16 protein-coding genes are annotated in these 17,836 nt (G+C 74.5%); 11 read left to right on the top strand and 5 right to left on the bottom strand.

Translation table 11 applies throughout. From position 1 onward, the window contains the following. The first annotated feature begins 25 nt into the window (after positions 1 to 25). Together KBX06_RS08130 and KBX06_RS08125 are read left to right on the top strand one after the other, a co-directional pair. On the top strand, positions 26 to 583 hold the full coding sequence (locus tag KBX06_RS08130; protein WP_210833622.1) for a GNAT family N-acetyltransferase: 558 nt from the start codon (positions 26 to 28) through the stop codon (positions 581 to 583). A 242-nt stretch (positions 584 to 825) separates the two neighbouring features. Next, positions 826 to 1,431 carry a bifunctional 2-polyprenyl-6-hydroxyphenol methylase/3-demethylubiquinol 3-O-methyltransferase UbiG gene (locus KBX06_RS08125; protein WP_210833621.1) on the top strand — a complete coding sequence of 202 codons (606 nt, stop codon included), beginning with the start codon at positions 826 to 828 and terminating at the stop codon, positions 1,429 to 1,431. A gap of 137 nt (positions 1,432 to 1,568) precedes the next feature. Here KBX06_RS08125 and eccB read toward each other — a convergent pair whose 3' ends face one another. Continuing rightward, complete coding sequence (gene eccB / locus KBX06_RS08120) at positions 1,569 to 2,972, bottom strand: type VII secretion protein EccB (RefSeq protein WP_210833620.1); 1,404 nt, start codon at positions 2,970 to 2,972, stop codon at positions 1,569 to 1,571. A gap of 217 nt (positions 2,973 to 3,189) precedes the next feature. Here eccB and KBX06_RS08115 point away from each other — a divergent pair, with 217 nt between their 5' ends. The 7 genes from KBX06_RS08115 (at position 3,190) to KBX06_RS08085 (ending at position 9,521) form a co-directional block, all read left to right on the top strand. Continuing rightward, on the top strand, positions 3,190 to 3,459 hold the full coding sequence (locus KBX06_RS08115) for a metal-sensitive transcriptional regulator (RefSeq protein WP_151454694.1): 270 nt from the start codon (positions 3,190 to 3,192) through the stop codon (positions 3,457 to 3,459). A 136-nt stretch (positions 3,460 to 3,595) separates the two neighbouring features. Beyond that, complete coding sequence (locus tag KBX06_RS08110; RefSeq protein WP_210833619.1) at positions 3,596 to 4,999, top strand: rhodanese-like domain-containing protein; 1,404 nt, start codon at positions 3,596 to 3,598, stop codon at positions 4,997 to 4,999. 153 nt (positions 5,000 to 5,152) lie between these two features. Further along, the gene (locus KBX06_RS08105; RefSeq protein ID WP_210833618.1) at positions 5,153 to 5,758 is read left to right on the top strand and encodes a rhodanese-like domain-containing protein; all 606 of its coding nucleotides are present in this window, start codon (positions 5,153 to 5,155) and stop codon (positions 5,756 to 5,758) included. After that, positions 5,755 to 6,663: a sulfite exporter TauE/SafE family protein gene (locus KBX06_RS08100; protein ID WP_210833617.1), complete on the top strand. Its 909-nt coding sequence runs from the start codon at positions 5,755 to 5,757 to the stop codon at positions 6,661 to 6,663. The genes KBX06_RS08105 and KBX06_RS08100 overlap by 4 nt, the downstream gene beginning before the upstream one ends. Positions 6,664 to 6,674: 11 nt before the next feature. After that, positions 6,675 to 7,388, top strand: coding sequence for a spermidine synthase (locus KBX06_RS08095; RefSeq protein WP_210833616.1), 714 nt, complete (start codon positions 6,675 to 6,677; stop codon positions 7,386 to 7,388). Between the two features lie 129 nt (positions 7,389 to 7,517). After that, positions 7,518 to 7,733: a hypothetical protein gene (locus KBX06_RS08090; RefSeq protein ID WP_210833772.1), complete on the top strand. Its 216-nt coding sequence runs from the start codon at positions 7,518 to 7,520 to the stop codon at positions 7,731 to 7,733. Between the two features lie 99 nt (positions 7,734 to 7,832). Then, entirely contained in the window at positions 7,833 to 9,521 is a 1,689-nt protein-coding gene (locus KBX06_RS08085; protein WP_210833615.1) for a long-chain-fatty-acid--CoA ligase, read from the top strand. Between the two features lie 22 nt (positions 9,522 to 9,543). Here the strand turns inward: KBX06_RS08085 and KBX06_RS08080 are convergent, their stop codons facing one another. Continuing rightward, complete coding sequence (locus KBX06_RS08080; RefSeq protein WP_307854506.1) at positions 9,544 to 11,361, bottom strand: acyl-CoA dehydrogenase; 1,818 nt, start codon at positions 11,359 to 11,361, stop codon at positions 9,544 to 9,546. A 421-nt stretch (positions 11,362 to 11,782) separates the two neighbouring features. On the opposite strand from KBX06_RS08080, the gene KBX06_RS08075 reads away from it, so the two are divergent. After that, positions 11,783 to 13,351 (top strand): polysaccharide lyase family 1 protein, encoded by a 1,569-nt coding sequence (locus KBX06_RS08075; protein WP_210833613.1) that lies wholly within the window; start codon positions 11,783 to 11,785, stop codon positions 13,349 to 13,351. Between the two features lie 178 nt (positions 13,352 to 13,529). Here the strand turns inward: KBX06_RS08075 and KBX06_RS08070 are convergent, their stop codons facing one another. Beyond that, on the bottom strand, positions 13,530 to 14,672 hold the full coding sequence (locus tag KBX06_RS08070) for an acyl-CoA desaturase (RefSeq protein ID WP_210833612.1): 1,143 nt from the start codon (positions 14,670 to 14,672) through the stop codon (positions 13,530 to 13,532). A 14-nt stretch (positions 14,673 to 14,686) separates the two neighbouring features. After that, positions 14,687 to 15,778: a ferredoxin reductase gene (locus KBX06_RS08065; protein ID WP_210833611.1), complete on the bottom strand. Its 1,092-nt coding sequence runs from the start codon at positions 15,776 to 15,778 to the stop codon at positions 14,687 to 14,689. A gap of 85 nt (positions 15,779 to 15,863) precedes the next feature. On the opposite strand from KBX06_RS08065, the gene KBX06_RS08060 reads away from it, so the two are divergent. Next, positions 15,864 to 17,102, top strand: coding sequence for a CdaR family transcriptional regulator (locus tag KBX06_RS08060; protein WP_210833610.1), 1,239 nt, complete (start codon positions 15,864 to 15,866; stop codon positions 17,100 to 17,102). Positions 17,103 to 17,438: 336 nt separating this feature from the next. On the opposite strand, the gene KBX06_RS08055 is transcribed toward KBX06_RS08060, so the two are convergent. Further along, positions 17,439 to 17,819 carry a VOC family protein gene (locus KBX06_RS08055; RefSeq protein WP_210833609.1) on the bottom strand — a complete coding sequence of 127 codons (381 nt, stop codon included), beginning with the start codon at positions 17,817 to 17,819 and terminating at the stop codon, positions 17,439 to 17,441. Positions 17,820 to 17,836 lie beyond the last annotated feature (17 nt).

Genomic DNA, 17,836 nt, shown 5'->3' with positions numbered 1-17,836 from the left:
TGGGCGCCGACGGAGGATGTGCCGGGTGGATGTCTCCCCCGACGCCGTCCCCGACGCCCCGCCCGCCGCTGCCCCGCCCGCCGTCGGGATGCTGCTGCGTGACGTCGGGCCGGGCGACCTCGACGCCTACGTACGCATGCGCTGCGATCCGGCCGTGATGGCGGAGCTGGGCGGCCCGCAGCCGCGCGAGCGGGTCTCCGCCCAGCTCCGGCGCGACCTGGAGACCGTGCGGGACGACAGCGCCTGGATCAAGATGATCGTCCCGGACGGCGGCACCGAGGTGGCCGGCACGGTGACGGTGTACTCCCACGAGGGCGTGTCCGAGATCGGCTGGCTGGTCGTGCCGGAATTCCAGGGCCGGGGTTTGGCAGGCCAGGCCGTCCGCGCGGTGCTCGACCTGGCCCGGGCGGACGGCCGCTGGGGCCTCATCCACGCCTTTCCCGCCACGACCAACGCCGCGTCGAACGCCATCTGCCGCTCGGGCGGCTTCGCCCTCGTGGGCGAGGAGCAGACGGAGTTCGCCGGCCGCCTCTTCCGCACCAACCACTGGGTGACCGATCCGTCGGCCCGCCTCGACGGCTGAGGCGTCGCTGTCCTGACGGCGTTCCGGCAGGCGGAAGACCTGGAAGGCACGCCAAGCTGATGAACCACTGCCGCCGGAACGCCGACACCTGTGCGGCACAGGAGTGCCTGTGCGTATCAGGCGAGCGGACTGCGCCGCCGGCGGCGGGACCTCGCCGGGGCAGGCGGGCACCGTGTCGCCGGCGGCGGTCCCCGTCCGCCCCGCCGCCACCGGGGCACCGGGACCCCGGCTACGGTGGCGGCATGCGAAACCCGACCCGATGGGAGACCGAGACCGGTCCGGAGCACTCGCAGTGGTACATCGACCGGTTCCGCCGGCTGGCCGCCGAGGGGGCCGACCTGGCCGGCGAGGCCCGGCTGCTGGACGCGATGGTCGCGCCCGGCGCCCGGATCCTCGACGCCGGCTGCGGCACCGGCCGGGTGGGCGCGGTGCTGGCCGCCCGGGGCCACACCGTGGTCGGGGTGGACGCCGACCCGGCGCTCGTCGAGGCCGCCCGCGCCGACCATCCGGGCCCGCGCTGGCTCGTCGCCGACCTGGCCGAGCTGGACCTGACAGCGGCCGGCGAGCCGGAGCCGTTCGACGCGGCGGTCGTGGCCGGCAACGTGCTGGCCTTCGTCGCCCCCGGCACCGAGCGGGAGGTGCTGCGCCGCGTCGCCGCCCACCTGCGCCCCGACGGCGTGCTGGCCGTCGGCTTCGGCACCGACCGGGGCTACCCGCTGACCGGCTTCGACGCCGACGCGGTCGCCGCCGGCCTGCGGCTGGAGCACCGCTTCGCGACGTGGGACCTGCGCCCGTGGCGCGACGACGCCGACTTCGCCGTCACCGTGCTGCGCCGCCCCGCCGGCTGAACCCGCGCCGGGCCTGGCACCGGCCGGCGCGGCGGGCCCTCGTCGGCGCGGGCGCGCGGGGCACGCCCGGGGCACGAGGCACGCCCGGGGCACGAGGCACGCCCGGGCCCGAGGCACGCCCGCGCCCCGGGGCATGCTCAGGCGGGCGGCACGTTCAGGCCGGGGGCGGCGACGACCCGCGCGGCGGCCGGGTCGAGCGTGGCGCCGGCGGGCACCAGGGCCACCAGGCTGGCCGGCAGCCGCACCGGTCGCACGTCGCGGTAGCCGAGCGTGCCGAGCACGTCGCCGTCGGCGAGGACGTAGCGCCGGCCCAGGTCGGTGACCACGCAGACCGCGCCGCCGGTCGCGCCGGGTGCCGCGACCGCCTCGACCACCGCACCCCGGCCCGGCTCCACCACGACGTGGTCGGCGCGCGCCCCGTCCCCGGCCGCCGGGGCGGTGCGCGGCGCGGCGGCGAGGTCGGGCAGCCGTACGCCGAGCCGGACCTCGGTGACGACGCCGTCGTCGCCCACCCGGGCGCAGAGCCCCGCCCCGTCGGCAGCGGCCAGCCGGGGTGGCACGGTCGGCGGGGCGGCGGGCCCCGTCGGGGCGAGGTCGGGCAGCTTGGGCAGCGCCGCGAACCGCCCGAGCGTGACCGGTTCCGGCTCGCCCTGGCCGGTGCGGGCGAGCAGCAGGCCGGCCTGCAACTCGGTGATGCCGGCCAGTCCGTCGCGCAGCGCGACGGCGTACTGCCGGCCACCGCCGGAGTTGCGTACCAGGTGGACGTCGCCGATCCGCGCCCCGGGCACCCCCACGGAACGCCGCCCCTCGGCCGGCAGGGCCAACGGGGCCAGGTCCGCGCCGGCGGGCAGGCTGTTGAGCAGGGCCGGTGCCGCCGGTACCGCCCGGGCCCGGGTCGCGGCCAGGGCGGCCAGCACCCGGTTCGGGTCGCGCACCAGGTAGCGGCGCTGGCGCCAGAGAAGGTGCAGCCCACCGTCGGGGTCGCGCAGCAGCAGCGCGTCCTCGCCCAGGACCCGGCCCCCGCCAGCCGGCACGCCGATCAGCAGCGCGGAGCGGGGCACCCTCCGGTCGGCCTCGGCGGCGACGGAGCAGACCGTCCACGGCGCGGTGGACAGGCGGCCCCTGGCGGGCAGCGAGTCCGGGGCGTCGGCGATGCCCAGCGGCAGCCCGCGCGGCACCCCGTCGATGGCGCGACGGGAGACGAGCACCGTCTTCGGCCGGTCGGCACCGATGATCAGCAGGGCCGACGCGTAGTTGAGCACCGGGTGCAGCTTCTCCTCCCGGTAGACGAACCGGGCACCGGACTCCTTCTCCACGATCACCGCGCCCGGGTCGCGCCAGGTGCTGCCGCCCCCGGTGAAGAGGCCGTGGAGGGCGAACCCGCCCAGGCCGATGGCCGCGACCAGCACGCTGGCCAGGCCGGCGCCGGCGAGCCGCCGGAACGGCGACTGCGCCGGGTCGGTCTCCCGCATCACCAGGGCGGCGACCGCCCGCTGGACGGTGAACTGGTACGAGTGCAGCTGGTCCTGCCGCGACGGCATCGCATCCCTTCCGGTGGGGCGGTCGGGGCACAGGATAAGCGGTGCGTCGATGCCCCGAGGACCCTGCGTGGCGGCGGCGCCCGGACTCCCTGGTGTCGGGCCCCGGCGGTGCGACCAGGATCACCGCGCGGACGCGGACGCCTCTCGCTCGAGGGGATAGCATGGGCACGTACGGGTACCCCCGGGGGTATGCTCGGAGAAAGCGAGGAGGCACGCGGTGAAGCTGCGACCCGAGATGACGAGCGACGCCCTCACCCGCCTGAAGCGGGCCCGGGGCCAGCTCAACGCGGTGATCGAGATGATGGAGACCGGCCAGGACTGCCGCGAGGCGCTGACCCAGCTCGCCGCGGTGTCGAAGGCGATCGACCGGGCCGGCTTCAAGATCATTGCCTCCGGCATGCGGCACTGCACCGCCGCCCGCGAGCGGGGCGACTCCCCGGAGATGACCGAGGAGGAGCTGGAGAAGCTCTTCCTCGCCCTCGCCTGAGGGCGACCCGGCGAAACGCACCGCACACGTTGCGTGACAGCGACGTGTGCGGGTAGACAGAGTGCACACGTCGACAGACCCGGCGCTTGCCCGTCACATACCCCCGGGGGTATGTCAAACCAGAAGGAGCACGGCAATGGCAGTTGAGGTGTCCGTCATCGCGACGTCATCGCTCGGCGACCGCAGCTACCTGGTCTCCGACGGCACGGTGGCGCTCGTGGTCGATCCCCAGCGCGACATCGACCGGATCCTGTACCTCGCGGGCGAGAAGGGCGTACGCGTCACCCACGTGGTGGAGACCCACATCCACAACGACTACGTCTCCGGCGGCCTGGAACTGGCCCGGCTGACGGGCGCCCGCTACCTGGTCGGCGCGGAGGACGAGGTCACGTTCGACCGGACGCCGGTCGCCGACGGCGACACGGTGCCCGTCTCCGGCGCGCTGCGACTGCGGGTGCTCGCCACGCCGGGGCACACGTTCCACCACCTGTCGTACGTGCTCGACGAGGCCGACCACGCCGGCTGGCACCCCGTCGGCGTGTTCACCGGCGGCTCGCTGCTCTTCGGCACCACCGGCCGCACCGACCTGCTCGGCGAGCAGCACGCCCACGAACTCGCCCACCACCAGCACGCCTCGGCCCGGCGCCTGGCCGACCTGCTGCCCGACGGCACCGAGGTGTGGCCCACCCACGGCTTCGGCAGCTTCTGCTCGGCCAGCCAGTCCGACGCCCCCGAGTCGACCATCGGCCGGGAGAAGCGGGCGAACCCCGTGCTGCGGCTGGCCGCCGACGAGTTCGTCACCGAGACCCTCACCGGGCTCGACGACTACCCGGCCTACTACGCCCACATGGGCGTGGCGAACCTCGCCGGTCCGGCACCGGTGGACCTCACCCCGGTAGCCCGGGCCGACGCCGCCGAGCTGCGGGAGCGGATCGCCGGCGGTCAGTGGGTCGTCGACCTGCGCCACCGCAAGGCGTACGCCACGTCGCACCTGGCGGGCACCGTCGCCCTCGGGCTCGACGGGCCGATGTCGACCTGGCTCGGCTGGCTCATCGACTGGGGCGCACCGCTCACCCTGCTCGCGGAGACCGAGGAGCAGGTCGCCGACGCCCAGCGCGAACTGGTCCGCATCGGCATCGACCGGCCGGCCGCCCAGGCCACCGGCGCCCCCGACCGGTGGTCCACCGGGCCGGGACAGCTCCGCGAGCTGCGCCTGGCCGACTTTCCCGCGCTGGCCGCCGCCCGGGCCGGCGACACCCCGGCGGGGCTGCCCACCCCGGACGTGGTGCTCGACGTCCGGATGACCAACGAGTGGACCGCCGGTCACGTCGAGGGCGCCGTGCACATCCCCCTGCCCGACCTGCCCGGACGCCTCGCCGAGGTGCCCGCCGGCACCGTCTGGGTGCACTGCGGCTCCGGCTACCGGGCCACGGCCGCCGCCTCGCTGCTGGCCAACGCGGGTCGCGAGGTCGTCGTGATCGACGACAAGTTCGGCCGGGCCGAGGCCGCCGGGGTCGCCATGAGCCCCGGCGACGCCTGACCGGCGCCGCACCGCCGGCCCGCTTCCGTACGCGCCGGGCCGCCACCGGTCGTCCGCACGGCGACGCGCGCTCGCCGCCGCCGAACGACACCGATCGACGGCGGTCCGGCTCACCCTGCCCGCCCATGGGCGGGCCATCCCTGGACGGGAGAAATGACCACTTCACCGAACGCCCTACCCGCCACCCTCGACGCCGCCACGCTGCGCGAGCTGGTCGACTCCGGCCGCGCTCCCCGCATGCTGGACGTGCGCACCCCCGCGGAGTTCGAGACGGCCCACGTCCCCGGCGCCTACAACGTCCCGCTCGACGTGCTCAGGGAGCACCGCGAGGAGCTGCGCCGGCACCTCGACGAGACCGTGGTGCTGATCTGCCGTTCCGGTGCCCGCGCCGCCCGGGCCGGGCAGGCCCTCGCCGGCGTCGGGCTGCCCAACCTCAGGATCCTCGACGGCGGGATGACCGCGTGGCAGGCCGCCCAGGGACCGGTCCGACGGGGCATCCCCCGCTGGGAGCTGGAGCGGCAGGTCCGCCTCGTCGCCGGCTCGATCGTCCTGCTCAGCGTCCTCGGTTCGGTCTTCGCACCCGGCCTGAAGTGGGTCGCCGGCCTCATCGGCGCCGGCCTCACCTTCGCCGCCGTCACCGACACCTGCGCGCTGGGCATGCTGCTCGGCAGGCTCCCCTACAACCGGGGCGCGAGCTGCGACGTGGACACCCTCGTCGGTCGGCTCGGAGACCACCCGACATCCCGGCCCCTGTCGTGACCGGCAGCCTCGCGCTGACCGTCGCGCTGGCCGTCCTCATCGGGATCAGCCTCGGCCTGCTCGGCGGCGGCGGGTCCATCCTCGCCGTGCCACTGCTGGTCTACGTGGCCGACCTGCCGGCCCGGGAGGCGATCGCCACCTCGCTGCTCGTCGTCGGCGTGACCAGCGCCGTCGGCGCGCTGCCGCATGCCCGGGCCGGCCGGGTCCGGTGGCGCACCGGCCTGCTCTTCGGGGCCGCGGGCATGGCCGGCGCGTACGGCGGCGGGCGCCTCGCGGCGTTCGTCCCGACCGCCGTCCTGCTCGCCGGCTTCGCCCTCATGATGCTCGCCACCGCGACGGCCATGCTGCGCGGCCGGCGCGACGACCCGGGGCGGGAACGACGTGAGCCGCGCACGGCGCGGGTGCTCCTCGACGGCGTCGTCGTCGGGCTGGTCACCGGGCTGGTCGGCGCCGGCGGCGGGTTCCTGGTGGTGCCGGCCCTCGCGCTGCTCGGCGGCCTGCCGATGCCGGTCGCGGTCGGTACCTCGCTCGTGGTCATCGCGATGAAGTCGTTCGCGGGGCTGGCCGGCTACCTGTCCACGGTCGACATCGACCCGGGCCTGGCCACGGCCGTGACCGCCGCCGCCGTGGTCGGCAGCCTGGCCGGCGGTCGGCTGGCCGGACGCGTCCGGGAGGACGTGCTGCGCCGGGCGTTCGGCTGGTTCGTGGCGGCGATGGGCGTGTTCGTCCTGGCCGGGCAACTGCCCGCACACCTGCGGACGGATCCCCTGCTGTGGACGCTCGGCGCGGCGGTCGCGGTGACGGCGGTCGCGATCGTCGGGATACGCCGACGCCGACGAGGCACCGACCGGCCGGGCGGCAGGAATGCCGTGCCGGGCGCCGGGGCCCGGCACGCCGGCGGGTAGCATCCGGGCCCGTGGGCGTGCGATTCGAGGAACTGGCCTGGCGGGAGACCCCGATCGGCCTCATCAGCCTGCGTCGGCGCCGCGACCCGTCGCTCGACGTCGAGGTGTACGAGGTCAAGCTCGACGACGAGTTCCTGATGTCCAGCCTCTTCCCGGTCGCGGAGATCGAGCTGGCCCGGCTGGGCCTGGCCGCCCTGTCCGGGCAGGGCCTCGACGTGGTCGTCGGCGGCCTCGGCCTCGGCTACACCGCCCGTACCGCGCTCTCCGACGACCGGGTCGGCTCGCTGCTGGTGGTGGAGGCGATCGAGGACGTCATCGACTGGCACCGGCGGGAGCTGCTGCCCTTCGCCGCCGGGCTGGCCGCCGACCCGCGTACCCGGTTCGTGCGGGCCGACTTCTTCGCCGCCGTCGCCGACGGCACCGGGTTCGACCCGCGGGAGCCGGGGCGGCGGTTCCACGCCGTGCTGCTGGACGTGGACCACTCCCCACGCCACGTGCTGGACCCCGGCCATGCTCCCTTCTACACCCCCGACGGCCTGCGCCGGCTGGCCGCCCACCTGCACCCCGACGGGGTGTTCGCCCTCTGGTCGGACGACCCGCCCGACGCCGACTTCGAGGCGGCGCTCACCGCGGTGTTCCGCACCGCGCGGGCGCACGTCGTCCCGTTCGCCAACCCGCTGACCGGCGGAGAGTCGGCCAACACCGTCTACGTCGCCCAGCGCTGACGGGGCCGCCCCACGTCGCAGCCCGACCGGTGCCCCCCGTCCTGCTCTGATCCGGGTGCGCTGCTCCCGTCGGCGGGAGCTACGACGCCGACGGCGGCATGGTGCGGGGCGGACCGGGAAGGAGTTCCCGTGGGCCGCGCCTCGCGGCCGGAGTCACGGGAGGTGGACATGCGGGCCATGCTCTGGGTCGTCGGCGTCGTCGCCGGCGCGCTCGTCCTGCTCGGGCTGCTGTTGGAGGCGGTCCGCTGGCTGGTGATCATCGGTGCGGTGGCCCTGGCCGTGGTCGTCGTCCTGGCGGTGCTCAAGGGCCGGCAGGCGATGCGCCGTTCCGCCGGGCACCGCTGACGCCGGGCACGGAAGCCGGGTGTCGTCGTAGTCGACCACTACCTACGCTACCGTAGGTTACCGTTTGGTAGGACGATGGGCGTACGGCGAGGGAGAGACATGGACCTGAGCGTGGAGCGGCCCTGGCTGCGCAGCTACGCCCCGGGCGTGCCGGCGACCGTCACGCCGTCCGACGAGTCGCTGGTCGACCTGCTGCGCGACGCCGCCCGCCGGTTCGCCCCCCGGGTCGCCCTCGACTTCTTCGGCGCCAGCACCACGTACGCCGACCTGGCCGACCAGGTCGGGCGGGCGGCCGAGGCGCTGCGCCGGCTCGGCGTCGGCCGGGGCGACCGGGTGGCGCTGGTGCTGCCGAACTGCCCGCAGCACGTGGTCGCGTTCTACGCCGTGCTGCGGCTGGGCGCGGTGGTGGTGGAGCACAACCCGCTCTACACCCCGCAGGAGCTCACCCACCAGCTCGCCGACCACGGCGCCCGGGTCGCGGTGGTCTGGGACAAGGTCGCCCCCCTCGTACAGGGCGCCGTCGGCGCGACGGCCGTCGAGACGGTGGTCGCGGTGGACCTGACCCGGGCACTGCCCCTGCGCAAGCGCTGGGCGCTGCGGCTGCCACTGGCCCGCGCGCGGGCCACCCGCGCGGCGATGACCGGGCCCGCGCCCGGGGCGCTGTCCTGGGAACGGCTGGTGGCCGCGGCCAGCCCGCTGGCCGCCACGCACCCCGCCCCCGGGCCGGACGACACGGCGCTGTTGCAGTACACGGGCGGCACCACCGGCACCCCGAAGGGCGCCATCCTGTCCCACCGCAACCTGCGGACCAACGCGGCGCAGGGCCGCGCCTGGGTGCCAGGCCTGCGCGACGGCGAGGAGACGGTGTACGCGGTGCTGCCGCTGTTCCACGCGTACGGGCTGACGCTCTGCCTCACCTTCTCGGTGGGCATCGGCGCCACGCTGGTGCTCTTCCCCCGCTTCGACCTGGACCAGACGCTGGAAGCGGTGCGCCGCCGCCCGCCGACCTTCCTGCCCGCCGTCCCGCCGATCTACGAGAAGCTCGCCACGGCCGCCCGGGAACGAGGAGTCGACCTCTCCTCGGCCCGGTACGCCATCTCCGGCGCCATGGCGCTGCCTCCGGCGACGGTCGAACTGTGGGAGTCGGTCAGCGGCGGGCTGCTCGTCGAGGGCTACGGCCTGACGGAGACCTCGCCCGTCGCGCTCGCCAACCCGGTCTCCCCCGCCCGGCGGCCGGGCACTGTCGGCGTGCCGTTTCCGTCCACCGACATCCGCATCGTCGATCCCGAGAACCCGTCGCGCGACCGCAGCCCGGGAGAGGCGGGCGAGCTGCTGATCCGGGGGCCGCAGGTGTTCGCCGGCTACTGGAACCGCCCGGCGGAGACGGCAGCGACGCTGCTGCCCGACGGCTGGCTACGCACCGGCGACGTCGTGGTGGCCGACGCCGACGGCTTCGTCAGGGTGGTCGACCGGATCAAGGAGCTGATCATCACCGGGGGGTTCAACGTCTATCCGTCGGAGGTGGAGGACGCGCTGCGTCGCGCCCCCGGCGTCCGCGACGCCGCGGTCGTCGGCCTGCCGGGCGCGCACGGCGAGGAGGTGGTGGCGGCCGTCGTCGCGGAGGAGGGAGCCGATCCCGACGAGGCGGACGTCCGGGCCGCGTGCCGGCAGCACCTGGCCGGGTACAAGGTGCCCCGCCGCGTGGTCGTCGTGGCGGACCTGCCCCGCTCCCCGATCGGCAAGGTCCTGCGCCGCGAGGTCCGCGACCGGCTGCTCGCCGACGGCTGAGGCCGCCCGGCGGGGGTGGCGCTCAGAACCAGTCGTCGCGCATCTCCAGCGTGGTCCGGTCGAGGCTGTCCAGCAGGTCGAACTGCGGGCCGGTGCGGGGCAGTTCGTGACGGAAGAAGAACCGGGCGGCCTGCCGCTTGCCGGCGTGCAGGTCGGCGTCCGGGCCGTCGCCGGGGTCGCCGGCCGCCTCGACGACGAGGAGCTGCTCCAACCACATCCAGGCGATCACCACGTGGCCGACCGCCTCCAGGTAGACGCTCGCGTTGGCCAGCGCCACCTCCGGATCGCCGGTGCTCCACAGCCGCCGGGTGACCAGGGAGACCCGGTCGAGGGCGGTGCCGAGCGAGGCGGCCAGCTCGGCGGCCTCGCCCCCGACCCGCCACGCGCGGGTGGTCGTGGCCCGGACCGTCTCCACCAGCAGCGCCAGCCCGGCCCCGTCGCGCATGGTGACCTTGCGCCCCAGCAGGTCCAGGGCCTGGATGCCGTGGGTGCCCTCGTGGATCGGGTTGAGCCGGTTGTCGCGCCAGTGCTGCTCGACGTCGTAGTCCCGGGTGTAGCCGGAGCCGCCGTGCACCTGGATGGCCAGGTCGTTGGCGGCCAGGCACCACTGCGCGGGCCAGCTCTTCGCGATCGGGGTGAGCACGTCCAGCAGCAGGCGCGCCCGCTCCCGGTCCGCCGCATCCGGCGCGGTCCCCTCCTCGTCGAGCAGCCGGCCACAGTAGAGGACCAGCGCCATGGCGCCCTCCACGTAGCTCTTCTGCGCCAGCAGCATCCGGCGCACGTCGGGGTGGGCGACGATGGGCACCTGCGGCGTGGCCGGGTCCTTGTCGGCCAGCGGGCGGCCCTGCGGTCGCTGGCGGGCGTACGCCAGGGACTTCAGGTAGCCGGTGTAGCCGAGGGCGGTGGCGCCCGCGCCCACCCCGACGCGCGCCTCGTTCATCATGTGGAACATCTGGGCCAGGCCCTGGTGCGGCTCGCCGACCAGGTGGCCGACCGCGCCCGGGCGCCCGCCGGGCCGGTGCACGCCCTCGCCGAAGTTGAGCAGCGTGTTGGTGGTGCCGCGGTAGCCCATCTTGTGGTTGAGGCCGACCAGCACCACGTCGTTGCGGTCGCCGAGCGTGCCATCGTCGGCCAGCAGCACCTTCGGGACGATGAACAGCGAGATGCCCTTCACCCCGGGTGGACCGCCGGGGATCCGGGCGAGCACCAGGTGGACGATGTTCTCCGACAGCTCGTGGTCGCCGCCCGAGATCCACATCTTGGTGCCGTGCAGCCGGTACGTCCCGTCGTCCTGCGGCTCGGCGCGGGTGGTGATGTCGGCCAGCGAGCTGCCGGCCTGCGGCTCGGAGAGGCACATGGTGCCGAAGAAGCGCCCCTGCACCATCGGCCGGACCCAGGTGTCGATCTGCTCGGGGCTGCCGTGTGCCAGCAGCAGGTTGGCGTTGCCGAGGGTCAGCAACGGGTACGCCGAGGTGCCGACGTTGGCGGCCTGGAGCCAGGCGAAGCAGGCGGCCCGTACGACGTGGGGCAGTTGCATCCCGCCGACCGACCCGTCCATTCCCGCGCCGAGCAGGCCGGTCTCGGCGAAGACGTCGAGGGCCTGCTTGACCTGCGGGATGGTGTGCACCCGACGGCCGTCGAAGGTGGGCTCGGCGAGGTCGGCCGCCCGGTTGTGCGGGGCGAAGCGCTCGGTGGCCACCCGCTCGGCGAGCTCCAGCACGGCGTCGAAGGTCTCCCGGGAGTGTTCGGCGTAGCGGTGCCGCTCGGTCAGCCGGGTCACCTCCAGCCAGTCGTGCAGCAGGAAGCGCAGGTCGCGACGGGAGAGCAGGGTGGACGACACGGGTCTCCTTCCGTCGTCGGGCGGGCCGTCGGCCGCGGCGCGGCCCGGCGACGCCCTCGCGCAGGTCATCCTGCCTGTTTCAGTGCACCCTAATCCGGACGCGCTCTTGCCATAGTGACGCACATCTCTCTATCCTCGCTGGAAAGCGCTTTCCGGGCGGCGCGACGGGCCGGGCGGCGCGACGGGCCGGGCAGCAACGACGGGCGGAAACGGGCGGGGACGCTCGCCGTGCACCGGCGGCCGGCGCGACGACCCGGTGGTCGGGGCCGAGGCGGGAGCCGCCGAGCCGCGCCAGAGGCGGAAGGACGACACGCGCGCATCCGCCGCCGATCCGCCCGGTGACACCCGGACGACCTCGGCAGCCCACGATCCGACCAGGCACACGGCAACATCCGGCATTCGACACGAAGGTGAGACGAGAATGAGACGACCAGTCGCACTGCGGCTCCAGGTGGCACTGGCCACGACGGCCGTCGGGGCCGCGATCGGGGTGGTCGCCCTGCCGACGCAGGAGGCGTCGGCGGCAGCCGGTGCCGCCACCGGCTACGCGACCCAGAACGGTGGGACCACCGGCGGCGCGGGCGGGCAGACGGTACGGGTCAGCACCGGGACCGGGATCCACACGGCCCTGTGCACCCGGGCCAGCAGCAGCACCCCGATCATCATCGAGGTCCAGGGGACCATCAACCACGGCAACACCACCAAGGTGTCGGGCGACAGCTGCAGCACCGCCGCCGGCGTGATCGAGCTCAAGCAGATCAGCAACGTCACGATCATCGGGGTCGGCACCGGAGCCGTGTTCGACCAGTTGGGCATCCACATCCGCGAGTCCCGCAACATCATCATCCGGAACGTGACGGTCCGGAACGTCAAGAAGTCCGGCTCCCCCACGTCCAACGGCGGTGACGCCATCGGCATGGAGAGCGGCGTCCGCAACGTCTGGGTCGACCACGCCACCCTGGAGGCCTCGGGTGGCGAGTCGGAGGGCTACGACGGCCTGTTCGACATGAAGGACGACACCCAGTACGTGACCCTGTCCTACAGCATCCTGCGCAACTCCGGCCGGGGCGGCCTCATCGGCTCCAGTGAGAGCGACCGCTCGAACGGCTACGTCACGTTCCACCACAACCTGTACGAGAACATCGACTCCCGCACGCCCCTGCTGCGCGGCGGCATCGCGCACATCTACAACAATCACTACGTGGGCCTGCACGAGTCCGGCATCAACTCCCGGGCCGGGGCCAGGGCCAAGGTGGAGAACAACTACTTCCGCAACTCCAAGGACGTCCTGGGTACCTTCTACACCAGCGAGGCCGGCTTCTGGCAGGTCGCCGGCAACGTCTTCGACAACGTGACCTGGTCCAGCCGCAGCGGCGACAACAACCCCGCCGGCCCGAACCCGGTGTCCAACACCACCGTGAGCATCCCGTACTCCTACCGCCTCGACGGCGCCAGCTGCGTGCCGGACGTCGTCCGCCAGACGGCCGGCGCCCACACGGGCCTGCGGGAGTCGGACGGCAACTGCACGCCGCAGACGCCGGCGCCGACCACCCCCGCCCCGGGGCCGACGACTCCCACGCCGGCTCCCACCAGCCCCACGCCGGGACCGACCCAGCAGCCCGACGGGCCCAACCTGAGCATCGGGGCCGGCTCCGACGGCTCCAGCAAGGCCAGCGGTACGAGCTACGGCAACGTGCGCGACGGCAACCTGGGCACCCACTGGTCGCCGACCGGCGCGACCGGGGACATCTCGATCAAGTGGGGCTCCGCCACCACGGTGTCCAGGGTCGTCATCCGGGAGCCGTCCGGCACCCAGGGCGGCATCGGGTCCTGGCAGCTCGTCAACCACGGCAACGGCGCGGTCCTCGCCTCCGGCAGCGGGGCGGGTGCCATCGCCTTCCCCGCGACGTCACTGAGCAAGATCACCTTCAGGATCAACAGTTCGAGCGGCGCCCCGAAGGTCGCCGAGTTCGAGACCTACGCCCGGTAGCGGTGCGGTCCCGTCGTCCGGCCGGGACCGGGAACGCCGGTCCCGGCCGGACGACGGGGTCACCCCACCTCGGCGAGCAGGCCGTCGACGAGGTGCGGGGCAGCCCGTGGGTGTCGTGCAGGTCCGCCGCGGTACCGCCCAGCGCGTCTTCGCGGCGGGCGGCGGCGCCGGCGGAGGGTCAGACCCCGGACGCGGCGAGGGCCGGCGCGGGACGCTCGTCGACCCGGCGGGGCGCCTTCCGGTTGGGCAGCGAGAGGCGGACGACCTTCCGCCACGCCGAGAGGACCTGCCGGGGCAGCGAACCGGTGGTGTACTTCAGCCCGTACCGGTCGAACAGGGCCCGCACCTCGGGGGCGATCTCCTGGTAGCGGTTGCTGGGCAGGTCCGGGAAGAGGTGGTGCTCGATCTGGAACGACAGGTTGCCGGTCATGATGTGCATCAGCCGGCTGCCGCTGATGTTGGCCGAGCCGAGCATCTGCCGCAGGTACCACTCGCCCCGCGTCTCGCCCTCGATCGAGCGCCGGGAGAAGGTCTCCACGCCCTCCGGGAAGTGCCCGCACATGATCACCGAGTGGCTCCACAGGTTGCGCAGGAGGTTGGCGGTGAAGGTGGCGGCCAGCGTGTGCAGGAACGAGGGCCCGGACAGCAGCGGGTGCACCACGTAGTCCTTGAGCACCTGCCGGCGGATCTTGCGGCCCACCGCCCGGGCGCGGGCCCGGAACTCCGGCCGCTTGTGCCGGCCGTTGCGCAGGTTGCGTCCCAGCTCCAGGTCGTACGCGGCGATGCCGTACTCGAAGAAGCAGGCGTTGATGAAGTTCCACAGCGGCTGCCCCAGGTGGAACGGGTGCCACCGCTGGTCCTCGTCGACGCGCATGATGCCGTAGCCGAGGTCGTTGTCCTTGCCGAGGACGTTCGTGTACGTGTGGTGCAGCTCGTTGTGCGAGTGCTTCCACTGCTCGGCGGGCGAGACGTGGTCCCACTCCCAGGTGGTCGAGTGGATCTTCGGGTCGCGCATCCAGTCCCACTGCCCGTGCAGGACGTTGTGGCCGACCTCCATGTTCTCCAGGATCTTGGCCACGGTCAGGCCGGCCGTGCCCACGATCCAGGCGGGCGGGAAGAGGGAGAACAGCAACACGACCCGGCTGCCCATCTCCAGCTTGCGCTGGGTGGAGATCACCCGACGGATGTACGCGGCGTCCCGCTCGCCCCGGTCGGCGACCACCCGCTCGCGGATCGCGTCGAGCTCCTTGCCGATGATCTCGATGTCCTCGGCGGTGAGGTGGGCGATCGGGTTGACGGGCTTGTTCTGGATCACGGTCACGTCAGGTACTCCGATCAGTGGTCGATGTCGCAGGGGCCGGCCGCCGCCGACACGCAGGTCTGGATGCGGACTCCGTCGCCGGGCACCGCCGTGGTCAGTTCCCCGTTGCGCAGGTCCCGAACCGCGCCCTGGCGCAGCGGCAGGACGCAGCCGAAGCAGATGCCCATCCGGCAGCCCGAGGGCATCAGCACCCCGGCGTCCTCGCCGGCGTCGAGCAGCGGGGTGGCGCCGTCGGCGCAGACGGTGACGCCCGAGCGGACGAAGGTGACGGCGCCGCCCTCGCCGGGCGAGATGACGGTCGGTCGGAACCGCTCGGTGTGCAGCCGGTCGCCGCGCCCCGAGGCCGTCCAGTGCTCCTCGAGGGCGTCGAGCAGGCCGACCGGGCCGCACGCCCAGGTCTCCCGGTCGAGGTGGTCGGGCACGAGGCGGTCGAGGTCGTCCACGGTGAGCAGCCCGTCGGTGTCGGTGTGCCGTTGCACCAGCCGGATCACGCCCCGCTCGGCCAGGCCCCGCAGCTCGGCGCCGAAGATCACGTCGGCGGGGGTGGGAGCCGAGTGCACCACCACGACGTCGGCGCCGCCCAGCACGTCGGCGCGCAGCATCCCCATGACGGGGGTGACGCCGCTGCCCGCGGTCACGAAGAGCACCCGGGCCGGCGGCCGGCCCGGCAGCACGAAGTCGCCCTGGGCCTGGTCTAGCTGCACCAGCGTCCCGGGCCGGGTCCGGCGGACGAGGTGGTTGCTGACCACCCCGTCGGGGATCGCCTTCACGGTGACCGAGATCGGCCCGCCCCGGCGCGTCGGGGCGGAGGTGAGCGAGTAGGCCCGCCACTGGCGTACGCCGTCGACGTCGACGCCGAGGCGGACGTACTGCCCGGGGGTGTGCCCGCGCCAGTCGCGGCCGGGCCGGATCACCAGCGTCGCCGCGTCGGCGGTCTCGGGGCGCACGGCGAGGACCCGGCCGCGCAGGTCGGCGCCGGAGCGCAGCGGGGCGACCAGGTCGAGGTAGTCGTCGGGCAGCAGCGGGGTGGTGACCGACGCGGCCAGCCGAAGGATCCGGCCCCGCAGGGCCGCCTTCCCGGAGGGCTTCGGGACGGTGGTGGTCATGTTTCGATGGTCGCCCGCAGAATGGCATAAAATCTTGGCCTGCGAAGGTGAACCGGACGAGGCTTTTTGTGCGGAGGGAACAAGCATGTCCGAACGCTCGGAGGCCACGCGGCGCGCGGCCCGCCTCGAGCTGGACGCCCGGGTGGCCGGCGAGCTGCACGACCGGCTGCCCCTGCTCGCCGAGCGCACCATCACCGCCATCACCGCCGAGGTACCGAGCTACTCCGGCACCCTCACCGGCCAGATGCGCGCGAAGATCGAGACGGCGGTGCAGCTCGCGCTCGGCACGTTCCTCCAGCTCATCGGGCGTTCCCACGGCGGCGACCCGAGCATCCCGCTCGTCGGCGCGCTGGACGCCGCGTACGCCCTCGGCAGCGGCGAGGCGCGCTCCGGCCGGAGCATGGACGCCCTGCTCGCCGCGTACCGCGTCGGCGCCCGGGTCTCCTGGCGGGAGATGTCGGCCACCACCGTGCAGGGCGGATCGTCCGCCGCCACCGTCGCCGAGTTCGCCGAGCTGATGTTCGCGTACATCGACGAACTCTCCGCCGCGAGCGTGGCCGGGCACGCCGACGAGTTGGCCAGCGCCGGCCGGGCCCGGCGACGCAACCTGGAACGACTCACCCAGCGGCTGCTCGCCGGGGAACCCGAGGAGGCGTTGCTGCGCAGCGCCGAGCGGGCCGACTGGCCGCCGCCGCAGACCCTCACCGTCGTCCTGCTTCCCCGGGCCGACCTCCGGGCGGCGCTCGCGCGGCTGCACCCGCACACCCTGGAGAGCGGCGACGACCTCGCGGCGGGCGGGGCGGGCGAGGAGCTGGCGGTGCTGCTGGTGCCCGACACGCACGGCGACCGGCGGCGGCAGCTCGCCCGGGGGCTGCACGGCCGCCGCGCCGTGCTCGGCCCCGCCCGGCCCTGGACCCTGGTCGCCTCGTCCTACCGGCGGGCGGTCCGGGCCCTGTCGCTCGGCCTGCGCCCGGGCGACGACGGGCCGGCGCTGGACACCGAGGAGCACCTCGCCGAGCTGGTGTTGAGCACCGACCCCGAAGGGCTCGCCGACCTGCGCGCCCGGGTCCTGGCGCCGCTCGCGTCGCTGCCGCCCGGCACCGCCGACCGGCTCGCCGAGACCCTGCGTTCCTGGCTGCTGCACCAGGGCCGGCGCGACGACGTCGCCGCCGACCTCTTCGTGCACGCGCAGACCGTCCGCTACCGGATGGGCAAGCTCCGCGAGCTGTACGGCGAGCGCCTGACCGACCCGGTGACCGTCCTCGACCTCATCCTGGCCCTGGCCTTCCCGCCCCGCGGCGGGGCCGACGACCCGCCACCCTGACCGTCTCCCTGCGTGGCCGGACGGTGACAGTGAGGTCAGATACCGGACATGCGCTCGCCACCCAGGACAGCGCAGGTGCCACCCTGGACCTGTTCGCAGGTGCCGGCAACGTGCTGCTGAACACCCGCAACGCCCACCGGTCCCGGCCACGCCGCTGACCGCCCGGACCGGCGACGGTCCGGTGCCGTGGGGGTGGTGCCGCCGGAGTCTCGGCTGGTACGGCGCCGGGTCGCTTCGCCCGGCCGGCCCGCGGTGGGACCGCGAAGGGCCCGCGCCGGGTGGCGCGGGCCCGGTCACGTGTCTCGGGCCGCCGCGACGGCGGGCGCGGGGGTTCGCCTACGCCGCCAGCTGCGGGCCCACGATGGCCCAGCACAGGCCGGCCGGGTCGCGCAGCGTCACCTGGCGCGACGGATCCGCCGGCGGCTCGACGCGGGCACCGGCTGCCACCGCCCGCCGCAGCACCGACTCGGGGTCCGTGCGCTCGATGGTCAACACGTCGTCGCGGCCCTCGGCCGCCGACTGCACGCCCGCCTCGTACCACTCGCTGACGGTCAGGCGGTGGCCGCCGACGGCCAGCTCCGCGTGCAGCACGCGCCCGTCGAGCAGACACTCCCGCTCGATCGCGACGGCGTCGAAGACGTCCGTGTAGAAGGCGATGGCTTCGTTCGTGTCGCTGACGGTCAGGTGCGGCCCCGGCCGGTGGTCCTGTGCCCTCATGAGACTGGTGCCGCCCT

Source organism: Micromonospora sp. C31 (genome assembly GCF_018070575.1).
Classification (GTDB): Bacteria; Actinomycetota; Actinomycetes; order Mycobacteriales; family Micromonosporaceae; genus Micromonospora.
Note: the sequence above shows the minus strand (reverse complement) of the source record. Positions and strands in the feature narration are given on the sequence as shown.

Excerpts from the sequence above, each read along its gene's own strand:
- KBX06_RS08060 (WP_210833610.1), top strand. The coding sequence starts at position 15,864 with ATGTCCGAACGCTCGGAGGCCACGCGGCGCGCGGCCCGCCTCGAGCTG.
- eccB (WP_210833620.1), bottom strand. The coding sequence starts at position 2,972 with ATGCCGTCGCGGCAGGACCAGCTGCACTCGTACCAGTTCACCGTCCAG.
- KBX06_RS08105 (WP_210833618.1), top strand. The coding sequence starts at position 5,153 with ATGACCACTTCACCGAACGCCCTACCCGCCACCCTCGACGCCGCCACG.
- KBX06_RS08055 (WP_210833609.1), bottom strand. The coding sequence starts at position 17,819 with ATGAGGGCACAGGACCACCGGCCGGGGCCGCACCTGACCGTCAGCGAC.
- KBX06_RS08075 (WP_210833613.1), top strand. The coding sequence starts at position 11,783 with ATGAGACGACCAGTCGCACTGCGGCTCCAGGTGGCACTGGCCACGACG.
- KBX06_RS08065 (WP_210833611.1), bottom strand. The coding sequence starts at position 15,778 with ATGACCACCACCGTCCCGAAGCCCTCCGGGAAGGCGGCCCTGCGGGGC.
- KBX06_RS08085 (WP_210833615.1), top strand. The coding sequence starts at position 7,833 with ATGGACCTGAGCGTGGAGCGGCCCTGGCTGCGCAGCTACGCCCCGGGC.
- KBX06_RS08125 (WP_210833621.1), top strand. The coding sequence starts at position 826 with ATGCGAAACCCGACCCGATGGGAGACCGAGACCGGTCCGGAGCACTCG.
- KBX06_RS08110 (WP_210833619.1), top strand. The coding sequence starts at position 3,596 with ATGGCAGTTGAGGTGTCCGTCATCGCGACGTCATCGCTCGGCGACCGC.